Here is a 25,664-nt window from a genome sequence, read left to right as displayed (position 1 = left end):
ACCATCGCCGGAGCCCTCACCCTCGACGACGGCGCCCGGATCGCCGCCCTGCGCAGCCGCGCCATCCTCGCCATCAGCGGACACGGCGGCATGGCGTCCATTCCCCTCGGCCACCAGGACACCGTCGAACTGTTGAAGGCCTGGGACGGACGGCTGAGCGTCGCCGCCCACAACGGCCCCACCACCACCGTCGTCGCCGGCGACCACGACGCCCTCGACCAACTCCTCACCCACTGCGACGAAACCGGCATCCGCGCCCGCCGCATCGACGTCGACTACGCCTCCCACACCCACCACGTCGAACAACTCCGCGACCACCTCGCCGAACAGCTCAGCGGCATCACCCCCAAGCCCGCCGACATCCCCTTCTACTCCACCGTCACCGGCGAGCGGATCGACACCACCCAACTCAACGCGGACTACTGGTACACCAACCTCCGCCAGCCCGTCCTCCTCGAACCGACCCTCCGCGGCCTCGCCACCCACGGTCACACCAGCTACCTCGAAATCAGCCCCCACCCCGTCCTCACCCCCGCCATCGAGGAAACCCTCGACACCACAACCCCCACCCTCGTGACCGGCACCCTCCGCCGGAACGAGGGCGGCCTCCGCCGACTGCTCACCTCGGCCGCCGCGATCCACACCCACAGCCACCCCGTCGACTGGACGGCGCTCCTCCCCACCGACGGTCCCCACCAGGTCGACCTGCCCACCTACCCCTTCCAGGGCGAACGCTTCTGGCTGACCGCACCCACGGCGGCCAACCCCCGCACCGCCGGACTCGACACCGCCGAGCACCCGCTGCTCGCCGCCGCCGTCCCGCTGCCGGACGACGAGGGCATGCTCCTCACCGGCCTGCTCTCCGCCGCCACCCACCCCTGGCTCGCCGACCACGCCGTCTTCGGCACCGCGCTCCTCCCCGGCACCGCCCTCGTCGAACTCGCCCTCCACGCCGGCCGTCAGGTCGACTGCGAGCACCTCGAAGAGCTGACGCTGGAAGCGCCGCTCGTCCTCCCCGAACAGCAGCCCGTCCGGTTCCAGGTCCGCGTCGGCGCGCCCGACGACGCCGGCCGACGCCCCGTCACCATCCACTCCGTCCGCCACTCCGCCCAGCACACCGGGGACGGCTGGACCAGGCACGCGACCGGGATTCTGGCAGTGGAGGGCCCGGGCCACGCAGGGGCCGCGGACGGGTCGCAGCCCTGGACAGCGACGCTCGATCCGGCCGACGCGCTCTACGACCGGCTGGCCGACGTCGGTTTCGACTACGGTCCGGCGTTCCAGGGCCTCCGGGCCGTCGGTCGGCACGGCAACGCGATCCTGGCCGAGGTCGCGCTCCCGCGCGAGCGCCACGACGACCGCTTCGACCTGCACCCGGCCCTCCTGGACGCGGCCCTGCACGCCTGCCTGCTGGAGGGATCGGACGGCGTCCGCCTGCCGTTCGCCTGGTCCGACGTCGTCCTCCACCCCACGGCGGCCACCTCGCTGCGCGTCCGGCTCACCCCGACCGGCCCCGACACCGTCTCCCTCACCGCCACCGACGAGGCCGGAAGCCCGGTCGTCTCGGTCGGATCGCTGACGCTGCGGCCGGTGACGCCCGAGCAGTTCAGCGCCGCCGCCCACGGCCGCCACCAGCCGCTGTACCAGGTGGACTGGGTACCGCTGCCGCCCGGTGCCGACGCACCCGACGAGGCGCCGTTCCTCCTGGGCGCCGACGGTACCGACGACACCCGCGACTCCGGCTACGCCGGCCCCGCCGATCTGCTCGCGATCCGGGCCCCGCTGCCGACCACGGTCGTGGCGGCCTTCGGGCCCGGGGAGGGAGCGTCCGTCGAGAACGTCCACGCGGCGGCCGGGCGCACCCTGGACCTCGTCCGGGCCTGGCTCGACTCGGAGCGCTTCACCGACGGCCGGCTCGTGCTGCTCACCCGTGGCGCCGTGGCGGTGGATCCGGCCGACGACGTCACGGACCTGGTCCACGCCCCGCTGTGGGGCCTGGTCCGCTCCGCCCAGTCGGAGAACCCCGGCCGCCTCGTGCTGGCCGACCTCGACGACCACCCCGACTCCTACCCGGCCCTGGTGCGGGCGCTCTCCTCGGCGGAATCCCGACTGGCAGAGCCCCAGTTGGCGGTACGCGAAGGCCGCGTTTCGGCCGCCCGGCTGGCCGTCGCGGCACCCGGCGCAGCGGAGGCCCCGGCCCCGTTCGGCCCCGCCGGCACCGTGCTGGTGACCGGGGGCACCGGCCTGCTCGGCGGCCTGCTCGCCCGCCACCTGGTGACCCGGTACGGCGTGCGCCACCTGCTGCTCCTGAGCCGGCGGGGGCCCGACGCCGACGGTGCGGCCGAGCTGCGGGACGAACTCACGGCGGCGGGCGCCACGGTGACGGTCGCGGCGTGCGACACGGCCGACCGGGAGGCACTCGCCGCGGCCCTGGCCCGGGTGCCCGCCGAACAGCCGCTGGCCGCCGTGGTCCACACGGCGGGGGTCCTGGACGACGGTGTGCTGACGGCCCTGACCCCCGACCGGGTGTCGGCCGTCCTGCGGCCCAAGGTCGACGCGGCGTGGCACCTCCACGAACTGACCCGCGGCAGCGACCTCCGCGCGTTCGTCCTCTTCTCCTCGGCCGCGGGCGTCCTGGGCCAGGCCGGCCAGTCGAGCTACTCGGCGGCCAACGCCTTCCTCGACGCCCTGGCGCAGCGGCGCCGCGCGGAGGGCCTGCCCGCGCACTCCCTGGCCTGGGGACTGTGGGCGGAGTCCAGCGGGATGACCGGCCACCTGGCCGAGGCCGACCTCCTCCGCCTGAGCCGTACGGGTCTCGCCCCCATGCCCTCCGACGAGGGACTCGCGCTCTTCGACGCGGCCCTGCGGACGGACCGCGCGGCGCTGGTGCCGGCCCGGCTGGACACCGCGGCCCTGCGGGCGCAGCCCGAGGTGCCACCGGTGCTCCGCGGCCTGGTCCGGGCCCCGAGGGCGCGGGAGGCGTCCGCCCCGCAGACCGGGACCTTCCGGCAGCGGTTCGCCGCTCTGGAGGCGCCCGCGCGCGGCCGCGCCCTGCTCGACGTGGTCCGGGCCCAGGTGGCGGCCGTACTGGGCTACGCCTCTCCGGACCGGGTCGAACCCGATCGCGGCTTCCTCGACCTCGGCCTCGACTCCCTCACCGCGCTCGAACTGCGCAACCGGCTCGGCCGGGAGAGCGGCACCCGGCTGCCCGTCACCCTGATCTTCGACCACCCGACCCCGGCCGCGGTCGCCCGCCACCTGGAGAACGAGGTGTTCCCGGCCGACCGGACCGCGGAGGAAGCGGAGGAACCGGCACCCGAGGAGGTCGACGAGGCCGAGTTCCGACGGGCCCTGGCGACGGTCCCGCTGGCCCGCTTCCAGGAAGCCGGGCTGGTCCGCACCCTCCTCCAACTCGCGGACCCGGCAGGCGAACCGGCGGACGCCGACGAGCCGGACCACGGCAGCGCCCTCGACACGATGGACCTGGACAGCCTCATCCGGGTCGCCCTCGGCGACAACTGATCACGCCGCACCACCCCTCTACGGCACGGAGTTTCGGAGTTCGCGATGACCGTATCCAGTGAAGAAGTCGTCAAGGCGCTACGGGCTTCCCTCAAGGAGGCCGAACTGCTGCGGCAGCAGAACCGGAAACTGACCGCTGCGGCCTCCGACCCGATCGCCATCGTCGGCATGGCCTGCCGCTACCCGGGGGGCGTCACCTCGCCCGAGGGGCTCTGGCAGCTGGTCGCGAGCGGCGGCGACGCCGTCACCGCCTTCCCGGAGGACCGCGGCTGGGACCTGGACGCGCTCTACGACTCCGACCCCGAGGCGGTCGGAAAGACCTACGCCCGGGCCGGCGGCTTCCTCCACGAGGCCGCGCTCTTCGACCCGGACTTCTTCGGGATCAGCCCGCGCGAGGCGCTCGCCATGCACCCGCAGCAGCGGCTGCTGCTGGAGACCTCCTGGGAGGCCTTCGAGCGGGCCGGCATCGACCCGGCCTCCGTCCGCGGCAGCCGGACCGGTGTGTTCGCCGGCGTGATGCACCAGGACTACGCCGCGCGGCTGCGCCGCACCCCCGACGACCTCGAGGGCTACCTGATGACGGGCAGCCTGGGCAGCGTGGTGTCCGGGCGGGTCGCGTACAGCCTGGGCCTGGAGGGGCCCGCGATCACCGTGGACACGGCGTGCTCCTCGTCGCTGGTCGCGCTGCACCTCGCCGGACAGGCGCTGCGCAACGGGGAATGCACGATGGCCCTCGTCGGCGGCGTCACCGTGATGACCGGACCGGGCGGCTTCGTCGAGTTCAGCCGTCAGCGGGCGCTGTCCCCCGACGGGCGCTGCCGGGCCTTCGCGGCCGCCGCCGACGGCACCGGCTGGGCGGAGGGTGTCGGCGTCCTGCTGCTGGAGCGGCTCTCCGACGCCCGGCGCAACGGGCACCAGGTCCTCGCCGTGGTGCGCGGCTCCGCCGTCAACCAGGACGGAAGCAGCAGCGGGTTCTCCGCGCCCAACGGGCCCGCCCAGCAGCGGGCGATCCGGGACGCGTTGAAGAACGCCCGGCTGGCCGCGGCCGACGTGGACGCGGTCGAGGCGCACGGCACCGGCACCCGGCTGGGCGACCCGATCGAGGCGCAGGCGCTGTTCGCCACCTACGGCAAGGACCGGCCGGCCGAACGGCCGCTGCTGCTGGGCTCGTTGAAGTCCAACATCGGCCACGCGCAGGCCGCGGCCGGGGTCGGCGGCGTGATCAAGATGGTGATGGCGATGCGGCACGGCGTACTGCCGCAGACGCTGCACGTCGACGAGCCCACCCCGCACGTGGACTGGTCCTCCGGTGCCGTCGAACTGCTCACCGAGGCACGGGAATGGCCGGCCGGGGAGCGGACCCGACGAGCCGCCGTGTCCTCGTTCGGGATCAGCGGGACGAACGCGCACGTGATCCTGGAGGAGGCGCCGGCTGCTTCGCCCGCCGCCTCGCCGGAGGACTCCGCCACCGACTCGCCGTTCCCCGTGGTGCCGTGGGTGCTCTCCGCCCGCGACGAGCAGGCGCTGCGCGCCCAGGCTGGACAGTTGGCCGCGTTCCTCCAGGAGCGCCCCGACACCGACCTTCGGGCCGTCGGCCACACCCTCCTCACCGGACGGGCCCACCTGGACCACCGAGCCGTCGCCATCGGACAGAACCGTGAGGGACTGCTCAGCGCTCTCGCCGCCATCGCCGAGGGGACCGCCCCCACCGGCAGCGGCAGCTACGACCGTCCGGTGTTCGTGTTCCCCGGACAGGGCTCCCAGTGGATCGGCATGGGCGCCGAACTCCTCGACACCTCACCCGTGTTCGCCGCCTCCATCGCCCGCTGCCAGGACGCCCTCGCGCCGCACATCGACTGGTCGCTGACGGACGCCCTGCGCGGCACCCTCGACCTCGGGCGGGTCGACGTCGTCCAGCCCACGCTGTTCGCCGTCATGGTCGCCCTCGCCGAGCTCTGGCAGTCCCTCGGCATCCACCCCGCCGCCGTGATCGGCCACTCCCAAGGCGAGATCGCCGCAGCCACCATCGCCGGCGCCCTCACCCTCGAAGACGGCGCCCGCATCGCCGCCCTCCGCAGCCGCGCCATCCTCGCCATCAGCGGCCACGGCGGCATGGCGTCCATCCCCCTCGGCCACCACGACACCGTCGAACTGCTAAGCGCCTGGGACGGACGGCTCAGCGTCGCCGCCCACAACGGCCCCACCACCACCGTCATCGCCGGCGACCACGACGCCCTCGACCAACTCCTCACCCACTGCGACGAAACCGGCATCCGCGCCCGCCGCATCGACGTCGACTACGCCTCCCACACCCACCACGTCGAACAACTCCGCGACCACCTCGCCGAACAGCTCAGCGGCATCACCCCCAAGCCCGCCGACATCCCCTTCTACTCCACCGTCACCGGCAAGCGGATCGACACCACCCACCTCAACGCCGACTACTGGTACACCAACCTCCGCCAGCCCGTCCTCCTCACCGACGCGCTGCGCTCCGCCCTCACCGACGGCCACACCACCTTCATCGAGGCCAGCCCCCACCCCGTCCTCACCACCACCGTCCAGGACACCGCCGAAGCCGCCGACCAGCCCGCCGTCACCACCGGCACCCTCCGCCGCAACGAAGGAACCTGGACCCGACTCCTCACCTCGGCCGCCCACCTCCACACCCACGGCCACCCCATCGACTGGACCCCCTACCTCACCCCCGGCACCCACCCCGACCTCCCCACCTACCCCTTCCAGCACCAGCACCTGTGGATCGAGGACACCGCCGTCACCTCCGCCTCCCCGGCGGGGTACAGCACCCAGGACGCGGGTTTCTGGGAGGCCGTCGAGGAGCAGGACGTCGCCGCCGTGGCCGCGACGCTGCAGGTCGACGACGACGAGCGACGGCAGTCGCTGAGCGCCCTGCTGCCCGCGCTCTCCTCGTGGCACCGGCAGAGCCGCGACCGGTCGGCGGTGGACGACTGGCGGTACGGGATCGCCTGGAAGCCCGTGCCCGAGGGCGCCGCGTCCGCCCTCTCCGGCACCTGGCTGGTGGTCGTTCCCGCGGGCTGCGCGGACGACGCCTGGGTCACCGGAGCCGTACGCCTCCTCGGCCTGCGCGGCGCCCGGCCCGTGGTCCTGGAGGCGGGCGCGGCCGACGCGGACCGCGACGTGCTGGCCGCGCGGCTGGGCGAGGTGCTCGACGACGGCGGGTCCGGCCCGGCCGGCCTGCTGTCCTTCCTGGGACTGGACGCCCGCCGCCACCCCGGGAAGCACACCGTGACGAGCGGCCTCGCGCTGACGCTGGCGCTGGTCCAGGCCCTGGCCGACCTCGGCCTCCGGGCGCCGCTGTGGTGCGCCACGCGCGGCGCCGTGTGCGCCGGACCGTCCGACGGTCCGGCGGATCCGGTGCAGGCCCAGTTGTGGGGCCTCGGCCGGGTCGTCGCCCTGGAGCAGTCGCAGCTCTGGGGCGGACTGGTCGACCTGCCCGAGGAGCCCGACGAGCGGGCGCTCGGCCGGCTGGCCCGGGCGCTCTCGGGATCCTCCGAGGAGGACCAGGTGGCGGTCCGTCCGGCCGGCCTGTTCGCGCGGCGGATGGTCCGTGCGCAGCTCGGCGCCGCCAAGCCCGTCCGGGGCTGGCGTCCCGGGGGCACGGTGCTGGTCACCGGCGGCACCGGGAGCCTCGGTCCCCGGCTCGCGCGCTGGCTGGCCGACCACGGCGCCGAGCACCTCGTCCTGGCCAGCCGCTCGGGCCCGGACGCCCCGGGCGCCGCCGACCTGGCCGCCGAGTTGGAGGGTCGGGGCGTGGCCGTCACCCTGGCCGCGTGCGACGTGGCGGACCGCGACGCGGTCGCCGGGCTGCTCGACCGGCTGCGGGCGGACGGCCACACGGTGCGGGCCGTCCTGCACACGGCCGCGTTCATCGAACTGACCTCCGTCGCCGACACCACCCTGGAGAGCCTCGACCAGGTGCTGGCCGCCAAGGTGGACGGCGCCCGGCACCTGGCCGACCTGCTCGACCCGGACCAGCTCGACGCCTTCGTGCTGTTCTCCTCGATCGCCGCCTTCTGGGGCAGCGGCGACCACGCCGCCTACGCGGCCGCCAACGCGGCGCTCGACGCCCTCGCCGAACAGGGCCGCGCGCAGGGCCTGCCGATGCTGTCGGTCGCCTGGGGCGTCTGGGAGGACGCCGTCAACACCTGGAAGAACCTCGGCGACCCGGACGTCGAACGCACCCGTCGACGCGTGCGCGGACAGGGTCTGCCGCTGATGGCCCCCGAGCTGGCGATCGCCGCCCTGCAGCAGGCGCTGGACCACGACGACACCTTCGTCGCGGTGGCCGAGGTCGACTGGCAGCGCTTCGTCCCGCTGTTCACCGCGGTGCGCCCGAGCCCCCTGCTCACCGGACTCCCCGAGGCGCGTGCCGTGCTGGCGTCGTCCGCCGGGACGGCGACCGCTGCGGCGGCCGACGCGGCCGGCTCCGGCTCCGAGTTCCGGCGGTCCCTCGCGGACCTGTCCGAGCCGGACCAGGTCCGCGCGCTCACCGACCTCGTCACCGCGCACGCCGTCGCGGTGCTGGGGCACAGCACCGCGGACGGCATCCGGCCCGACCGGGCCTTCAAGGACCTTGGGTTCGAGTCGCTGACCGCGGTCGAACTGCGCAACCGGCTGGCCTCCGCCACCGGCCTGCGCCTCCCGGCGACGCTGGTCTTCGACTACCCGACACCGACCGCGCTCGCCGTCCAACTGCGGCGCGACGTGCTGGAGTTGGGGGCACCGGAGCTGCCCGCCCCGGCCGGGCCCGCCACCCCGGCGGGCGACGGCGCGGATGACGACGAGGCGATCGCGATCGTCGGCACGGCGTGCCGCTTCCCCGGTGGCGTGACGACGCCCGAGCAGCTGTGGCAGCTGCTCGCCACGGACGGCGACGTCGTCTCCGACCTGCCCACCGACCGCGGCTGGGACCCGGACGCGGTACCCGGCCAGCAGGGCGGCTTCGTCCGGGACGTGGACGGCTTCGACGCCGCGTTCTTCGGGATCAGCCCGCGCGAGGCGCTGGCGATGGACCCGCAGCAGCGGCTGCTGCTGGAGACCTCCTGGGAGGCCTTCGAGCGGGCCGGCATCGACCTGACCGCCCTGCGCGGCAGCCGGACCGGCGCCTTCGTCGGCGCCATGCAGCACGGGTACGGCGTCCGTTCGGCCAACGCGTCGGCCGCCATCGAGGACTACGTCATCACCGGCAGCGTCACCAGCGTCATCTCGGGCCGACTGGCCTACGCGTTCGGCCTGGAGGGGCCGGCCATCACCGTCGACACCGCGTGCTCGTCCTCCCTGGTCGCCCTGCACCTGGCCGCCCGGGCCCTGCGGGCCGGCGAGTGCTCGATGGCCATCGCGGGCGGTGCGGTGGTGATGCCGACCCCGGACTCGTTCATCGGGTTCAGCCGCATGGGCGCGCTGTCCGAGACCGGCCGCTGCAAGGCGTTCTCCGACGATGCCGACGGGTTCGGCCTCTCCGAGGGGGTCGGCGTGGTGCTGGTCGAACGGCTCGCCGACGCCCGCCGCAACGGGCACCCGATCCTCGCCGTGATCCGCGGCTCGGCCGTCAACCAGGACGGCGCCTCCAACGGGCTGGCCGCCCCCAACGGCCCGTCGCAGCAGCGGGTGATCCGGGCCGCCCTCGCGGACGCCCGGCTCACCACCGCCGACGTCGACGCGGTCGAGGCGCACGGTACCGGCACCCGGCTGGGTGACCCGATCGAGGCGCAGGCCCTGCTCGCCACCTACGGCAAGGACCGGCCCGCCGAACGGCCGCTGCTGCTGGGCTCGTTGAAGTCCAACATCGGCCACACCCAGGCCGCGGCCGGGATCGCCGGTGTGATCAAGATGGTGCTCGCCCTGCACAACGAGGTGCTTCCGCGCACCCTCCACGTCAGCGAGCCCACCTCCCACGTCGACTGGTCCGCCGGTGCCGTCGAACTGCTCACCGAGGCACGGGAATGGCCGCAGGAGGACGGGCGTCCGCGACGGGCGGGCGTCTCCGCCTTCGGGATCAGCGGGACGAACGCGCACGTCATCCTCGAAGAGGCGCCGGCTGCTTCGCCCGCCGCCTCGGCGGAGGACACCGCCACCGACTCGCCGTTCCCCGTGGTGCCGTGGATCCTCTCCGCCCGCGACGAGCAGGCGCTGCGCGCCCAGGCTGGACAGTTGGCCGCGTTCCTCCAGGAGCGCCCCGACACCGACCTTCGGGCCGTCGGCCACACCCTCCTCACCGGACGGGCCCACCTGGACCACCGGGCCGTCGCCATCGGCGAGAACCACGCCGAACTGCTCAGCGCTCTCGCCGCCATCGCCGACGGCACCGCTCCCACCGGCAGCGGCAGCTTCGAGCGCCCGGTGTTCGTGTTCCCCGGGCAGGGCTCGCAGTGGATCGGCATGGGCGCCGAACTCCTCGACACCTCACCCGTGTTCGCCGCCTCGATCGCCCGCTGCCAGGAGGCGCTCGCGCCGCACATCGACTGGTCGTTGACGGACGCCCTGCGCGGCACCCTCGACCTCGGGCGGGTCGACGTCGTCCAGCCCACGCTGTTCGCCGTCATGGTCGCCCTCGCCGAACTCTGGCAGTCCCTCGGCATCCACCCCGCCGCCGTGATCGGCCACTCCCAGGGCGAGATCGCCGCCGCCACCATCGCCGGAGCCCTCACCCTCGAAGACGGCGCCCGCATCGCCGCCCTGCGCAGCCGCGCCATCCTCACCATCAGCGGCCACGGCGGCATGGCCTCCATCCCCCTCAACCACCACGACACCGTCGAGCTGTTGAAGGCCTGGGACGGACGACTCAGCATCGCCGCCCACAACGGCCCCACCACCACCGTCATCGCCGGCGACCACGACGCCCTCGACCAACTCCTCACCCACTGCGACGAAACCGGCATCCGCGCCCGCCGCATCGACGTCGACTACGCCTCCCACACCCACCACGTCGAAACCATCCGCCAACACCTCGCCACCGAACTCGCCGGCATCACCCCGACGGAAGCCACCATCCCGTTCTACTCCACCGTCACCGGCGAGCGGATCGACACCACCCAACTCAACGCGGACTACTGGTACACCAACCTCCGCCAGCCCGTCCTCCTCACCGACGCGCTGCGCTCCGCCCTCGCCGACGGCCACACCACCTACCTCGAAATCAGCCCCCACCCCGTCCTCACCCCGGCCATCGAGGAGACCCTCGACACCACAACCCCCACCCTCATCACCGGCACCCTCCGCCGGAACGAGGGCGGCCTCCATCGACTGCTCACCTCAGCCGCCGCGATCCACGCCCATGGCCACCCCGTCGACTGGACCCCCTTCCTCACCCCCGGCACCCACCCCGACCTCCCCACCTACCCCTTCCAACGCGAACGCTTCTGGCTGACCGCGCCCACGGCGACGAACCCCCGCACCGCCGGACTCGACTCCGCTGAGCACCCGCTGCTCGCCGCCGCCGTCCCGCTGCCGGACGACGAGGGCATGCTCCTCACCGGCCTGCTCTCCGCCGCCACCCACCCCTGGCTCGCCGACCACGCCGTCTGGGGGACCGTTCTCGCCCCCGGCACGGCCCTCGTCGAACTCGCCCTCCACGCCGGCCGCCGACTCGGCTGCCACCACATCGAGGAGCTCACTCTCCAGGCGCCGCTCGTCCTGCCCGGCCAGGACGGCGTCCGCGTCCAGGTCCGCGTCGGCGCGGCGGACGCCACCGGGCGTCGCGCTCTCACCGTCCACTCCGCGGTCGACGGTTCGGAGGCCGGCGGCGCCTGGACCTGCCACGCGACCGGCACCGCCTCGCCGACCGAGCCGTCCGAGCCGACCGCCGGCTGGGCGTCCGGCCGCGTCTGGCCGCCGGCCGGGGCCGAGCCGGTCGAACTCGACGGCCTCTACGAGCGGCTCGCCGTCGACGGCCTCGGGTACGGTCCCGCGTTCCGAGGGCTGCGCGCCGCCTGGCGGCTCGGCGAGGAGGTGTACGCCGAGGTGCGGCTGCCGCGCGAACAGCACGACGCGGCCGCCGAGTTCGGCCTGCACCCCGCCCTGCTGGACGCGGCCCTGCACACCACGCTGATCGACGGCGCGGAGCAGGTGAGGCTGCCGTTCTCGTGGACCGGTGTCACCCTGCACGCCGCCGGCGCGACCGCGCTCCGGGTGCGGCTGACTCCGACCGGTCCGGACGAGCTGTCGCTGGCGGTGGCCGACGAGACCGGTCTGCCGGTCGCCACGATCGACTCGCTCGCCGTCCGGCCGGTCTCCCGGGCGCAGCTCGGCTCCGCCTCCCGTCGCTCCGGCGCCGACTCGCTGTTCCAGCTGGCGTGGCACGAGCTGCCCAGCCGTACGAACGCGGGCACGGTCCGCCACGCGGTACTCGGTTCCGACGCGTTCGGCGGAGACGGCTATCCGGATCTCGCGGCCCTCGCCGACGCGATCGGCGCCGGCGCACCCGTGCCCGAGGCTGTCGTGCTCCCCTGGACGTCGGAGCCCGGCGGGGACACCCTGTCCGCGGACGCGGCCGGGCGGGCGGTGGAACGGGCGCTGTCCCTGCTCCAGTCCTGGGTGGCCGACGACCGGTTCGGCGCCGCCCGCCTGGTGGTGGTGACCGCCGGCGCCGTCGACACCTCGCTCCGGGCCGTGTCCCCCGACCTGGCGGCGGCCGCCGTCTGGGGTGCGGTGCGGTCGGCGCAGGCCGAGCACCCGGGCAGGTTCGTCCTGGTGGACCTCGACGGCCCCGCGGCCGACGACCGGACCGCGCCGTCGGCCGCGCTGTCCGCCGTACTGCCGGCCGTGCTGCCGGCCGTGCTGCCGGCCGTACTGGACGGTGCCGAGCCGCAGTACGCGGTCCGGGCCGGGCGGGTGCTGGTGCCCCGGCTGGCACGGCTGCACCCGGCCGACGATGTCGCCGCCACCGCCCTGGACCCGGAGGGCACCGTGCTGATCACCGGGGGTACCGGCACGCTGGGCGCCCTCGTCGCCCGGCACCTGGTCGACACGTACGGCGTCCGGCACCTGCTGCTGGTCAGCCGGCAGGGCCGGCAGGCGCCCGGCGCCGCCGAACTGGCCCTGTCCCTGGCCGGGTCGGGCGCCGAGGTGACCTTCGCCCCGTGCGACGCGGCCGACCGGGAGTCGCTGGCCTCGGTGCTCGCGGCCGTCCCGGCGCGCCACCCGCTGACCGGGGTGGTGCACGCGGCCGGGGTGCTGGACGACGGCACCCTCGCCTCGCTCACCCCGGAGCGGGCCAGGGCCGTGCTGCGCCCGAAGGCGGACGCCGCCTGGAACCTGCACGAGCTGACCCTGAACGCCAAGCCGGCGATGTTCGTGCTGTTCTCGGCCGCGGGCGGGCTGCTCGGCAATGCCGGGCAGGCCAACTACGCCGCCGCCAACGCCTACCTGGACGGCCTGGCCGCCCACCGCCGCGCGCTGGGCCTGCCCGGGGTGTCGATGGCGTGGGGGCTGTGGTCGGCGGCCAGCGCCATGACCCGCGGTCTGAGCGAGGCGGACCGGTCGCGGATGCGGCGCTCGGGCGTGCTGCCGATGTCCACGGCGGCGGGCCTGGCGCTGTTCGACACCGCGCTCGCCCAGGACCGGCCGTTGGTGCTCCCGGTCCGACTGGACCTGCGCGCGCTCCGCGAGGGCGGCTCGACGCGGGACCTGCCGCTGCTGCGGGCCCTGCTCGGCACGGCACCGCGGCGCGCGGCCCGCTCCGAGGCGCCGGCCGCAACCGGCGCCGGGCTGTCGCTCGACGGCCTGTCCGCCGCCGAACGGTCGCACACCCTCGTCGAGTTGGTACGGGTCCAGGTGGCCGCGGTGCTCGGCCACGCCTCGCCGGAGGCGGTCGGCACCGGGCGCGGCTTCCTGGAGTCCGGGTTCGACTCGCTGCGCGGAGTGGAGCTGCGCAACCGCCTGGCCACGGCCACCGGCCTGCGCCTGCCCGCGACGCTGGTCTTCGACCACCCGACGCCGGCCGCCGTCGCCGAGCACCTCGGCGAGCTGCTCCGGCAGCGCGACCGGAGGGCCGCCGCACCGGCCCCGCTCGACCTCGACGCCCTGGAGGCGGGTCTGCGCGACCTGGCCCCCGCGGACCGGGCCGCGCGTGAGCGGCTCGCCGAGCGGCTGCGCGGGCTGGCGGCGCAGCTGCACGCGCCGCAGGCCGAGGCGGCGCCCGAACTCCCCTCCGATGAGGAGGAGTTCGCGGACATCACGCTCGACGAGATCCTCGACATCGTCGACAGCGAACTGCGGAACCCGTGACCATGCCCACCCCGGGCCCACCGTCGGACCCGTCCTTGAACTCGGACCCGTCGTTGAACAGAGAGGCGCACAGCGGAATGACGAGTAGCGAGAAGGTCGTCGACGCGCTCAAGCGGCTGACCGTCGACCTGCGCCGGACCCGCCGGCGGCTCCAGGAGGTCGAGGAGGGGGCCCGTGAGCCGATCGCGATCGTCGGCATGGCGTGCCGCTACCCCGGCGGGGTCGCCTCCCCGGAGGACCTGTGGCGCGTGGTGGCCGAGGAGCGGGACGCGATCTCGCCCTTCCCGACGGACCGCGGCTGGGACGGCGGCCTGCACGACCCCGACCCGGCCCGACACGGCACGGTGTACGTCCGCGAGGGCGGCTTCCTGCACGACGCGGCCGAGTTCGACCCGGCGTTCTTCGGCATGAGCTCCCGCGAGGCGCTGGCCACCGACCCGCAGCAGCGGCTGCTGCTGGAGACCTCCTGGGAGGCCTTCGAGCGGGCGGGGATCGCCCCGGAGACCCTGCGCGGCAGCCGGACCGGCGTCTTCGCCGGGGTGATCTACCAGGACTACGCCTCGCGGCTGCGCCGGGTGCCGGGTGAGTTCGAGGGCTACGTCGGCAACGGCAGTACCGGCAGCGTCGCCTCCGGCCGGGTCGCGTACACCTTCGGCCTGGAGGGTCCGGCCGTCACCCTCGACACCGCGTGCTCGTCGTCCCTGGTGGCGCTGCACCAGGCGGCGCAGGCGCTGCGGAGCGGCGAGTGCTCGCTCGCCCTCGCCGGCGGTGTGACCGTGATGGCCTCGCCGATGGCGCTGGTCGAGTTCAGCCGGCAGCGGGGCCTGGCGCCCGACGCGCGCTGCAAGGCGTTCTCGGCCCGGGCCGACGGGACCGGCCTGGGCGAGGGGGTCGGGATGCTGCTGCTGGAACGCCTCTCCGACGCCCGGCGGAACGGCCGGCACATCCTCGCCGTGATCCGGGGCAGCGCGGTCAACCAGGACGGCGCGAGCAGCGGTCTGACGGCCCCGAGCGGGCCCGCCCAGCAGCGGGTGATCCGGCAGGCGCTGGAGAACGCCGGGCTGTCGGCGCGGGACGTGGACGCGGTGGAGGCGCACGGCACCGGGACCACGCTCGGCGACCCGATCGAGGCCCAGGCGCTGCTGGCCACCTACGGCCAGGAGCGGGCCGGGGCGGAGCCGCTGTGGCTCGGCTCGGTGAAGTCCAACATCGGGCACGCCCAGGCGGCGGCGGGGGTGGCCGGCGTCATCAAGACGGTGATGGCGATGCGCAACGGCGTGCTGCCGCGCACCCTGCACCTCGACGGGGCGAATCCGCACGTCGACTGGGAGGCCGGCGCGGTGTCCCCGCTGACCGCCGCCCGGCCGTGGCCGGTGAGCGGGCGGCCGCGCCGGGCCGGAGTGTCGTCCTTCGGGGTGAGCGGCACCAATGCGCACCTCGTCCTGGAGGAGGCCGAGCCGGAGCAGACCGGACAGCCGGGGCCGGCCGACCCCGGCCCGGCCCGCGGGGCGACGCTGCCGTGGGTGCTCTCCGGCCGGACCGAGGCCGCGCTGCGCGCGCAGGCCGCACGGCTGTCGGAGCACCTGGACGGGCACCCCGGCCGGTCCGCCGCCGAGGTGGGGGCGGCGCTGGCGCGCACCCGTGCGACCTTCGACCACCGGGCCGTCCTCCTGGGGACGGACCCGGCCGGGTTCCGGGCAGGCCTGGCCGCGCTGGCGGCCGGCGAACCGGGGCCCGGCCTGGTCCGGGGCGTCGCCCGGGGGGACGCCCGGGTGGTGTTCGTGCTGCCGGAGCGGCCGGCGGAGCGCACCGACGGCGTGCTGCGCCTGCTGGACGCCTCGCCGCTGTTCGCGGAGCGGCTGGCCGCCTGCGACGCGGCGCTCGTGGAGGTCGCCGGCTGGTCCGCCACGCAGGTGCTGCGCGGGGCCGAGGGCGCGCCCGACCCGGCCCGCCCGGAGGTCGACCGCGCGGTGGGATGGGCCGTGCTGGTCGCCCTCGCCGGGTGGTGGCGGGGGCACGGGGTGGACCCGGCCGCCGTGGTCGCACCGGGCGACGGCGCCGGTGCGGCTGCGGGAGCCTGCGTCGCGCAGGCCCTCTCCCTGGCGGAGGGGGCGCGCGCGGCGGTGTCCGGCGGGCCGGTCGACCCGTCCGGTGCCCGGGTTCCGCTGCTGCCGGGCGATCCGGACGACGCGGTGCGCGACCTGCTGGAGCGCGGCCACACCCGGTTCGTCGCCCTCGGACCCGAGCAGGCCGCCCGGATCGCGGGCGCCGCGGACGGGAGGGTCCGGGTGGTCGGCGGCCCCGAGGGCCCCTTCGGCGACCCCGACGAGGCCCTCGCCGCCCAGGACCGGCTCCTCGCGGCCCTGGCCGAGCTGTACGTCCACGGCGGGCCGGCCGACTGGTCGGCGGCGTTCCCCGCCGCCGGGCTGCGCCCGGTCGACCTGCCGACCTACCCGTTCCAGCGCCGCCGCTACTGGCTGGAGGACGGACCGGCCGACCCCGACGTGGCCGCGGCCGGGCTCGCCCCGGCGGACCACCCGCTGCTCCGGGCCGCGGTGGAACTCCCCGCCGACGGAGGGCTGCTGTTCACCGGACGGCTGTCACCCGGCGAGCTGCCCTGGCTCGCCGACCACACCGTGCACGGGCGGGTGCTGCTCCCCGGCACCGCGGTGGTCGAGCTGGTCCGCTGGGCGGGCGCCCGGACGGGCTGCGCGCACATCGAGGAGCTGACCCTGCACGCCCCGCTGGAGCTCCCCGGCCGGGAGACCGCCCCGGAGGGCGGCGTCCGGATCAGGCTGGCCGTCGGCGTCCCGGACGGAGCCGGCCGCCGCCCGGTGGAGCTGTCCTCCCGCCCGGCCGGGCCCGAGGACGCCCCCTGGAGCCGGCACGCCACCGCCACGGTGTCCGCCGAGGAGCCGGCCCCGTCGTCGGACCTGGTCTCCTGGCCGCCGGCCGGCGCCGAGCCGGTCGAGCTCGACGGGTGCTACCGCCGCTTCGCCGGCCTCGGCATCGACTACGGTCCCGCCTTCCGCGGGCTGCGCGCGCTCTGGCGCCGCGGCGAGGAGGTGTTCGCCGAGGTGGCCCTGGCCGAGGCGGACCGGGCCGACGCCGCGCGGTACGGCCTCCACCCGGCCCTGCTGGACGCCGCGCTGCAGGCCGGTGCCGCCGCCGCGCCGACCGCGGGGCCGGTCCCGGTCCCGTTCGCCTGGCACGGCGTCTCGATCCGGGGGGCGGGCCCGACCGCGCTGCGGGTGCGGCTCGCGCCCGCCGGACCCGACGCGATGACCGTCGAGGCGGCCGACCCGGCGGGTGTCCCGGTGGCGTCGGTCGCGAGCCTGCGGTCCCGGACACTGCACGGTGACGCCACCGGCTCCCCCCTGCTGTGGCGGGTCCGATGGGCGCCGGTGCCGGCACCCCCGCAGCCGTCCGCCGTGCGGACGGCGGTGGTGGGCGCCGGGCTGCCGACGGCCTCCGCGCTCCGCTACCCGGACCTCACGGCCCTGGCCGCGGCCGGGACACCGGTACCGGACGTGGTGCTCGCACCCCTCCTGCCGGCCGGCGGCGAGCTGCCGGCCGCCGTCCACTCCGCCACCGCCGACGCGCTGTCGCTGGTGCGCGCCTGGCTCGCCGAGCCGCGGTTCGCCGCCGCGCGACTGGTCGTGGCCACCCGGGGCGCGCAGGCCGCGGGGGCCGACACCGCGTCACCCGACCTGGCCTCGGCGGCGGTCTGGGGACTGCTGCGGTCGGCCCTGTCCGAGCACCCCCGGCGTTTCGGCCTCCTGGACCTCGACGCGGCGGATCCCGCCGATCCCGCCGAGGCCGACCTGACCCGGGCGCTGGTCCTGGCCCGGGACGAACCGCAACTGGCGCTGCGCCGGTCCGACCTCCTGGCACCACGGCTGGTGGAGGCGGAACGGCCCGGCGGCGACAGCCCCTCCCCCGCCCCCTCCTTCGACCCGAACGGCACCGTCCTGGTCACCGGCGGCACGGGCACGCTCGGCTCGCTGCTCGCCCGGCACCTGGTCGTCCGCGGTGCCCGGCACCTCCTGCTGGCCGGGCGGCGGGGGGAGCGGGCGCCGGGCGCGGCCGAACTGGTCGCGGAGCTGACCGCGCTGGGGGCCGACGTCACGGTGGCCGCCTGCGACGTCTCCGACCGTGCGGCCCTGGCCGGCCTGCTGGGTTCGATCCCCGGGGAGCACCCGTTGACGGCCGTGGTGCACGCGGCCGGCGTGACCGACGACGGCCTGCTGACCGCGCTCACCCCCGAGCGGCTCGATGCCGTCCTGCGGCCGAAGGTGGACGCGGCCTGGCACCTGCACGAACTGACCCGCTCGCTGGGACTGGACGCTTTCGTCCTGTTCTCCTCCGCCTCCGGCGTCCTCGGTACCGCCGGCCAGGCCAACTACGCCGCGGCGAACGCCTTCCTGGACGCGCTCGCCCGGCAGCGCCAGGCCGAGGGCCTGCCGGGCCTGTCCCTCGCGTGGGGAATGTGGGCCGAGCGCAGCGCCCTGACCGAGCGTCTGAACACCCAGCAGACAGCCAAGTTGGAGCGGAGCGGGTTCGGCGCCCTCTCCGCGGAACAGGCACTTGATCTCTTCGACACCGCCCGTATGATGATCACTGAGCCGGTGCTGGTCCCGGTCCGGCTGGACCCCGCGGCGGTGCGGGGCCGGGCCGAACGGGGACAGGTCCCGTCGCTGCTGCGGGAACCGGTCGCGGAGCCGACTCCCGCCGCGGCTGCGGCAGCGGTTCCGGCGTCAGCGGTTCCGGCGGCGGACCCGGCGGCCGGCTTCGCGCAGCGCCTGCGGGCGATGCCGGAGTCCGAACGCCGGAGGGCCCTGCTCGACCTCGTCCGCACCCACGCGGCGGTCGTGCTGGCCGAGTCCGGCCCCGAGGACATCGACCCCGGTCAGGGCTTCGTCGACCTGGGCTTCGACTCGCTCGCCAACCTCGAACTCCAGGACCGGCTCCAGGAGGCCACCGGCCTCCAACTGCCCAGCACCCTGGTCTTCGACCACCCCACCGCGACGGCTCTGGCCGATCACCTCAGCGCCCGGTTCGGCGCCGAGGAGATGACGGAGGTGGGCCCCGCGCTCGCGGAACTCGACCGGCTGGAGGCGTTCCTGGCGCCCTTCACCGACGACGACCAAGCCCGGGCGGCGATCACCCACCGGCTGAGGGACCTCCTCTCCCGCTGGGACGACGACGGCCGGGACGGCGCCGACCGAACCGACCTCGCCTCGGCGACCGACGACGAACTCTTCGACGTACTCGACCAGTTGCGCGCCCGCTGAGGGCCGAACCCCGCACGGATCGACCCCCGCACCGGCTTTAGGAGCAGGCTCAAGTGGCACATGAAGACAAGCTTCGCGAGCACCTCCGGTGGGCTGCCGCCGAACTCGGCGAGACACGCCGCCGGGTGGCCGAGCTGGAGGCCGCCGACCGCGAGCCGATCGCGATCGTCGGAATGAGCTGCCGCTACCCGGGCGGGGTCCGGACCCCGGAGGAGCTGTGGGAGCTGGCGGCCGCCGGACGGGACGCCGTCGGTGCGCCACCCGCCGAACGCGGCTGGCGCACCGAGGACTTCTACGACCCCGACGGCCTGCGCCCCGGCACCTCCTACGTCTGCGAGGGCGGCTTCCTCGACGACGCCGACCGGTTCGACCCCGGGTTCTTCGACATCAGCCCGCGCGAGGCGCTGGCGATGGACCCCCAGCAGCGGCTGCTGCTGGAGACCGCGTGGGAGGCGTTCGAGCGCGCGGACATTCCCCCCGCGACGGTGCGCGGCACCCGGGTCGGGGTGTTCACCGGCCTGATGTACCACGACTACGGCACCCGGCTGACCTCGGTGGACGAGTCGGTCGCGGGCTTCCTGGGCAGCGGCACCGCGGGCAGCGTCGCGTCCGGACGGATCGCCTACGCGCTCGGGCTGGAGGGGCCGGCGGTGACCGTGGACACGGCCTGCTCCTCCTCCCTGGTGGCCCTCCACCTCGCCGCCCAGGCCGTCCGACGCGGCGACTGCACGATGGCGCTGGCCGGCGGCGTCACGGTGATGGCCACGCCCGACACCTTCGTCGAGTTCAGCCGGCAGGGCGGCCTCGCCCGGGACGGGCGCTGCAAGTCCTTCGCGGCCGCCGCCGACGGCACCGCCTGGGGCGAGGGCGCCGGCATGCTGCTGGTCGAGCGGCTCTCCGACGCCCGCCGCAACGGGCACCCGGTGCTCGCCGTACTGCGCGGCTCCTCGGTGAACCAGGACGGTGCCAGCAGCAGCCTCTCCGCGCCCAACGGCCCCTCGCAGCAGCGGGTGATCCGGGCCGCCCTCGCCGAGGCCGACCTGTCACCGGACCTGATCGACGCGGTGGAGGCGCACGGCACGGGCACCCGGTTGGGCGACCCGATCGAGGCGCAGGCCCTGCTCGCCACCTACGGCAAGGACCGGCCGGCCGAACGGCCGCTGCTGCTGGGCTCGTTGAAGTCCAACATCGGCCACACCCAGGCCGCGGCCGGGGTCGGCGGCGTGATCAAGATGGTGCTGGCGATGCGGCACGGCGTGCTGCCGCGCACGCTGCACGTCGACGAGCCCACCCCGCACGTCGACTGGTCCTCCGGCGCCGTCGAACTGCTCACCGAGGCACGGGAATGGCCGCGGACGGGGCGGCCCCGGCGGTCGGCCGTGTCCTCGTTCGGGGTCAGCGGGACGAACGCACACGTGATCCTGGAGGAGGCACCGGCGGAAGAACCGGCCGAGCAGCCGAGCGAGCAGCCGGCGGTTGCTCCGGCCGCGGTCGGCGGCGCCGCGCTGCCGTGGGTGCTGTCCGCCCGGGACGAGCGGGCCCTGCGCGCCCAGGCCGAGCGGCTGCGGGCGGCGGTCGAGGCTCACCCGGAGTGGGAGCCGGCCGCAGTGGCCGCGGCCCTGGTGTCGGGCCGGTCGGCGTTCGAGCAGCGGGCGGTGGTGATCGGCGAGGACCGCGCGGAGCTGCTGAGCGGCCTCACCGCCGTCGCCGACGGCACCGCCGCGCCGGGGGTCGTGGTGGGCGGCGGCAGCTTCGACCGTCCGGTGTTCGTGTTCCCCGGACAGGGCTCGCAGTGGATCGGCATGGGCGCCGAACTCCTCGACACCTCACCCGTGTTCGCCGCCTCCATCGCCCGTTGCCAGGACGCCCTCGCGCCGCACATCGACTGGTCGCTGACGGACGCCCTACGCGGCACCCTCGACCTCGCACGCGTCGACATCGTCCAACCCACCCTCTTCGCCGTCATGGTCGCCCTCGCCGAACTCTGGCAGTCCCTCGGCATCCACCCCGCCGCCGTCATCGGCCACTCCCAAGGCGAGATAGCCGCCGCCACCATCGCCGGCGCCCTCACCCTCGAAGACGGCGCCCGCATCGCCGCCCTGCGCAGCCGCGCCATCCTCACCATCAGCGGACACGGCGGCATGGCCTCCCTCCCCCTCAACCACCACGACACCGTCGAACTGCTGACCGCCTGGGACGGACGACTCAGCATCGCCGCCCACAACGGCCCCACCACCACCGTCATCGCCGGCGACCACGACGCCCTCGACCAACTCCTCACCCACTGCGACGAAACCGGCATCCGCGCCCGCCGCATCGACGTCGACTACGCCTCCCACACCCACCACGTCGAAACCATCCGCCAACACCTCGCCGAACAACTCGCCGGCATCACCCCGACGGAAGCCACCATCCCCTTCTACTCCACCGTCACCGGCGAACGAATCGACACCACCCAACTCAACGCGGACTACTGGTACACCAACCTCCGCCAACCCGTCCTCCTCACCGACGCGCTGCGCTCCGCCCTCACCGACGGCCACCACACCTTCATCGAGGCCAGCCCCCACCCCGTCCTCACCACCACCGTCCAGGACACCGCCGAAGCCGCCGACCAGCCCGCCGTCACCACCGGCACCCTCCGCCGCAACGAAGGCGGCCTCCGCCGACTGCTCACCTCGGCCGCCGAGATCCACACCCACGGCCTCCCCGTCGACTGGACGGCCCTCCTCCCCACCGACGGCCCCCACCACCTCGACCTCCCCACCTACCCCTTCCAGCGCGAACGCTTCTGGCTCGACGCCCCCGCAGCCGCCGGAGACGTCCGCGCCGCCGGCCTCACCGCCGCCGACCACCCCCTCCTCAGTGCCCTGCTCCCCCTCGCCGACGACGACGAGCACGTCCTCACCGGCCTGCTCTCCGCCACCACCCACCCCTGGCTCGCCGACCACGCCGTCTTCGGCACCGCGCTCCTCCCCGGCACCGCCCTCGTCGAACTCGCCCTCCACGCGGGCGACCGCACCGGCTGCGACGTCCTCGACGAACTCACCCTCCAGGCACCCCTGTTGCTCCCGGAGGACGGATCGGTCCAGCTCCAGCTCCGGGTCGGCCCCGCAGCCGAGGACGGACGGCGCCCCGTCTCCGTCCACTCCCGCCCGGACCGCCCCGACGCCCCCTGGACCCGGCACGCGACCGGCGTCCTGGCCACCGACGCCGAGCAGCCGGCCTGGGATCTCACCGCCTGGCCACCGGCCGGCGCGCTGCCGGTGGACCTCACGGACCTCTACCCGCGCCTGGCCGCCGACGGCCTCGGCTACGGTCCGGCGTTCCAGGGCCTGCACGCGCTCTGGCGCCAGGGCGAGGAGCTGTTCGCCGAGGTGCGGCTGCCGCGCGAACAGCACGACGCGGCCGCCGAGTTCGGCCTGCACCCCGCCCTGCTGGACGCGGCCCTGCACGCGGTCGCAGCCGCGGCCCCGGGCGAGGTGCGACTGCCGTTCTCCTGGAGCGGCGTCTCCCTGTACGCCACCGGCGCGACCGCCCTCCGGGTACGGCTGTCACCGGCCGGGGGCGACGCGGTCACCCTCGCGGTGGCCGACGGAAGCGGCGCGCCGGTCGCCCGGGCGGCGTCGCTGGCGAGCCGCCCGGTGGACCGCGAGCAGCTGCGATCCGCGGCCGACGACGGCGCGGACCCGCTGCTGGGTGTGGACTGGACCGAAGTGCCGCCCCCGCCCGGGGCACCGGCCGGACGCTGGGTCCTGCTCGGCACCGACCGCCTCGGGCTGCCCGACGACCTGCGGCTCGGCACGCATCCCGACCTCACCGCCCTCGCCGGGACCGTGGCGGCCGGTGCGACGGTCCCGGACGCCGTCCTGGTCACCTGCGCGGGCCCTGAGTCGCCGGACGACGCCCCCGCCGCCGCGCGCGAGGCCGTCGGCCGAATCCTGACGGTCATTCAGGACTGGCTGACGAACGAGCAGTTCGCCGCCTCCCGGCTCGTCGTGCTGACCAGGGGCGCGGTGGCGGCCACCGACGGCGAAAGCGTGCCGGACCTCGCCCACGCCGCGGTGTGGGGCCTGGTGCGCTCCGCCCAGACCGAGCATCCGGGCCGCTTCGTCCTCCTCGACCTGGACGGGCACCCTGACGGGCTGCCGCTCACCCTGGCCGCCGCGCTCGCCACCGCCGAGCCCCAACTCGCGCTCCGCCAGGGCGTCCTGCTCGCCCCGCGGCTCGTCCGGGCGAGCACCGGCCGGCTGCTGGAGCCCCCGGCGGACACGCCCGGCTGGCGCCTGGACACCACCGCGAAGGGCACGCTGGAGAACCTCGCCCTCCTCCCCCACCCGGCGGCCTCCGCACCGCTCGGCCCCGGCCAGGTCCGGCTGGCCGTACGGGCTGCCGGCATGAACTTCCGCGACGTGCTGCTCGGCCTGGGCATGGTCGACCAGGACGTCATGGGCGGGGAAGCCGCCGGCGTCGTGCTGGAGACCGGCCCCGGCGTCACCGCGTTCGCCCCGGGCGACCGCGTGATGGGGATGGTGCCCGGCTCGTTCGGGCCGGTCGCCGTGGTCGACCAGCGGCTGCTCGTCCCGCTCCCCGCACGCTGGACGTTCACCGAGGGGGCCTCGGTGCCGATCGCCTTCCTGACCGCCTACTACGGCCTGGTCGACCTCGCCGGGCTGGGCGCCGGCGAGTCGGTGCTGATCCACTCGGCGACCGGCGGCGTCGGCCTGGCGGCGATCCAACTGGCCCGCCACCTGGGCGCCGAGGTGTTCGCCACGGCCAGCCCGGCCAAGTGGGGCACCCTGCGCGCGCTCGGCATCCCGCCCGAGCGGATCGCCCCCTCGCGCAGTCTCGACTTCGAGCAGCGGGTCCGCGCCGCCGCCGGGGACCGGGGCGTGGACGTGGTGCTCAACTCCCTCGCCCACGAGTTCGTCGACGCCTCCTTGCGGCTGCTCGCCGACGGCGGGCGGTTCGTGGAGATGGGCAAGACCGACATCCGCGACGCGGCCGAGGTCACCGCCGCCCACCCCGGCACCTCCTACCTCTGGTTCGACCTGATCGAGGCCGGCTACGACCGGATCGGCCGGATGATGGCCGAGCTCATGCCGCTGTTCGAACGCGGGGTGCTCCGTCCGATCCCCGCCCGCACCTGGGACGTGCGGCGGGCGCTGGACGCGTTCCGTTTCATGGGCCAGGCCCGGCACGTCGGCAAGGTGGTGCTCACCATGCCGGCGGTCCCGGACCCGGACGGCACCGTGCTGATCACCGGCGGCACCGGCGCGCTCGGCGCACTGGTGGCCCGGCAGCTGGTCACCGAGCACGGCGTGCGGCACCTGCTGCTGCTCGGCCGCCGCGGCCCCGAGGCCCCGGGCGCCGCCGAACTCACCGCCGAACTCACCGACCTGGGCGCCCGGGTGACCGTCACCGCCTGCGACACCGCCGACCGCGAAGACCTCGCCCGGGCCCTCGCCGCCGTCCCCGCCGACCACCCGCTCACCGCCGTCGTCCACGCCGCCGGCGTGCTGGACGACGCGGTGGTCGCCTCGCTGACGCCGGCCCAGGTCTCGGCCGTGATGCGCCCCAAGGCGGACGCCGCCTGGCACCTGCACGAGCTGACCCGCGACGCGGACCTCGGCGCCTTCGTCCTGTTCTCCTCCTCGGCGGCCGTCCTGGGCGGCCCCGGCCAGGGCAACTACGCCGCCGCCAACGCCTTCCTCGACGCGCTCGCCCGGCGCCGCCGCGCCGAGGGGCTGCCGGGCCTGTCGATCGCCTGGGGCCTGTGGGAGCGGGCCAGCGGCATGACCGGCCACCTCGGCAGCACCGACCTGGCCAGGCTGCGGCGCTCGGGGGTGAGCCCGCTGTCCGACGGCGACGGCGTGTCGATGTTCAGCGCGGCACTGCCCTCCGACCGGGACCAGCTGGTGGCGATGAAGCTCGACGTCGCGACCGCCCGTACCGCCTTCCAGTCCGGCTCGGTGCCGCCGTTGCTGCGCCGGCTGGTCGGCGCCGGCACCAGGCGCACGGCGGCGGCCACCGGAACGGACGACGGGCCGGCCCCGGCCCTGCGGCTGGCCGCCCTGCCCGAGGCTGAACGCACCCGCGCGCTGCTGGAACTGGTGCTCACCAACGCGGCGGTGGTACTCGGCCACGCCACGGGCGGGGCCGTCCAGCCGGACCGGGCGTTCAAGCAGCTCGGCTTCGACTCGCTCACCGCCGTCGAGCTGCGCAACCGGCTCAACCTCGCCACCGGACTCCGGCTGCCCGCCACCCTGGTCTTCGACCATCCGACGCCGGACGCCCTGGCCGCCTTCCTCCGGACCGAGCTGGCCCCGGCCGAGCCCGCCGCCGGTCGGCCGGCCTCCGACGGCGAGATCAGCCGGCTCCTGGCGACCGTCCCGCCCGCCCGGCTGCGCGCCGCCGGCCTGCTCGACGCCCTGCTGGCACTGGCCGGCGCCGGACCGGAGGAGCCGCCGGCCGAACCGGACGGGGACCTCGACGAGATCGACGCCATGGACGCCGACGACCTGATCGGCCTGGCTTTCGGCACCACTGACCTCTGATCGCGCTCGGACTGCGGAGAACCAA

The 25,664-nt window shown here is 75.6% G+C and carries 3 protein-coding genes and 1 pseudogene; all 4 read left to right on the top strand.

The genetic code is table 11. The annotated features are described in order from the left end of the window. Positions 1-3,522 (top strand): SDR family NAD(P)-dependent oxidoreductase (locus ACFC1T_RS32535; protein ID WP_375894665.1); only part of this gene is annotated, 3,522 nt, incomplete at its 5' end. A gap of 45 nt (positions 3,523-3,567) precedes the next feature. Further along, positions 3,568-13,788 (top strand): type I polyketide synthase, encoded by a 10,221-nt coding sequence (locus ACFC1T_RS32530; RefSeq protein WP_375894663.1) that lies wholly within the window; start codon positions 3,568-3,570, stop codon positions 13,786-13,788. 77 nt (positions 13,789-13,865) lie between these two features. Then, complete coding sequence (locus tag ACFC1T_RS32525) at positions 13,866-19,082, top strand: type I polyketide synthase (RefSeq protein ID WP_375894660.1); 5,217 nt, start codon at positions 13,866-13,868, stop codon at positions 19,080-19,082. A gap of 98 nt (positions 19,083-19,180) precedes the next feature. Next, positions 19,181-25,639: pseudogene (locus tag ACFC1T_RS32520) on the top strand (type I polyketide synthase); the annotation flags it as partial. Between the last annotated feature and the right edge of the window lie 25 nt (positions 25,640-25,664).

It is taken from the genome of Kitasatospora sp. NPDC056076 (assembly GCF_042266305.1).
Lineage (GTDB): Bacteria > Actinomycetota > Actinomycetes > Streptomycetales > Streptomycetaceae > Kitasatospora.
This window is presented reverse-complemented; position numbering and strand designations above follow the sequence as displayed.

What these genes read in the sequence shown, in the direction of transcription:
- ACFC1T_RS32530 (WP_375894663.1), top strand. Translation starts at nt 3,568, where the DNA reads ATGACCGTATCCAGTGAAGAAGTCGTCAAGGCGCTACGGGCTTCCCTC.
- ACFC1T_RS32525 (WP_375894660.1), top strand. Translation starts at nt 13,866, where the DNA reads ATGACGAGTAGCGAGAAGGTCGTCGACGCGCTCAAGCGGCTGACCGTC.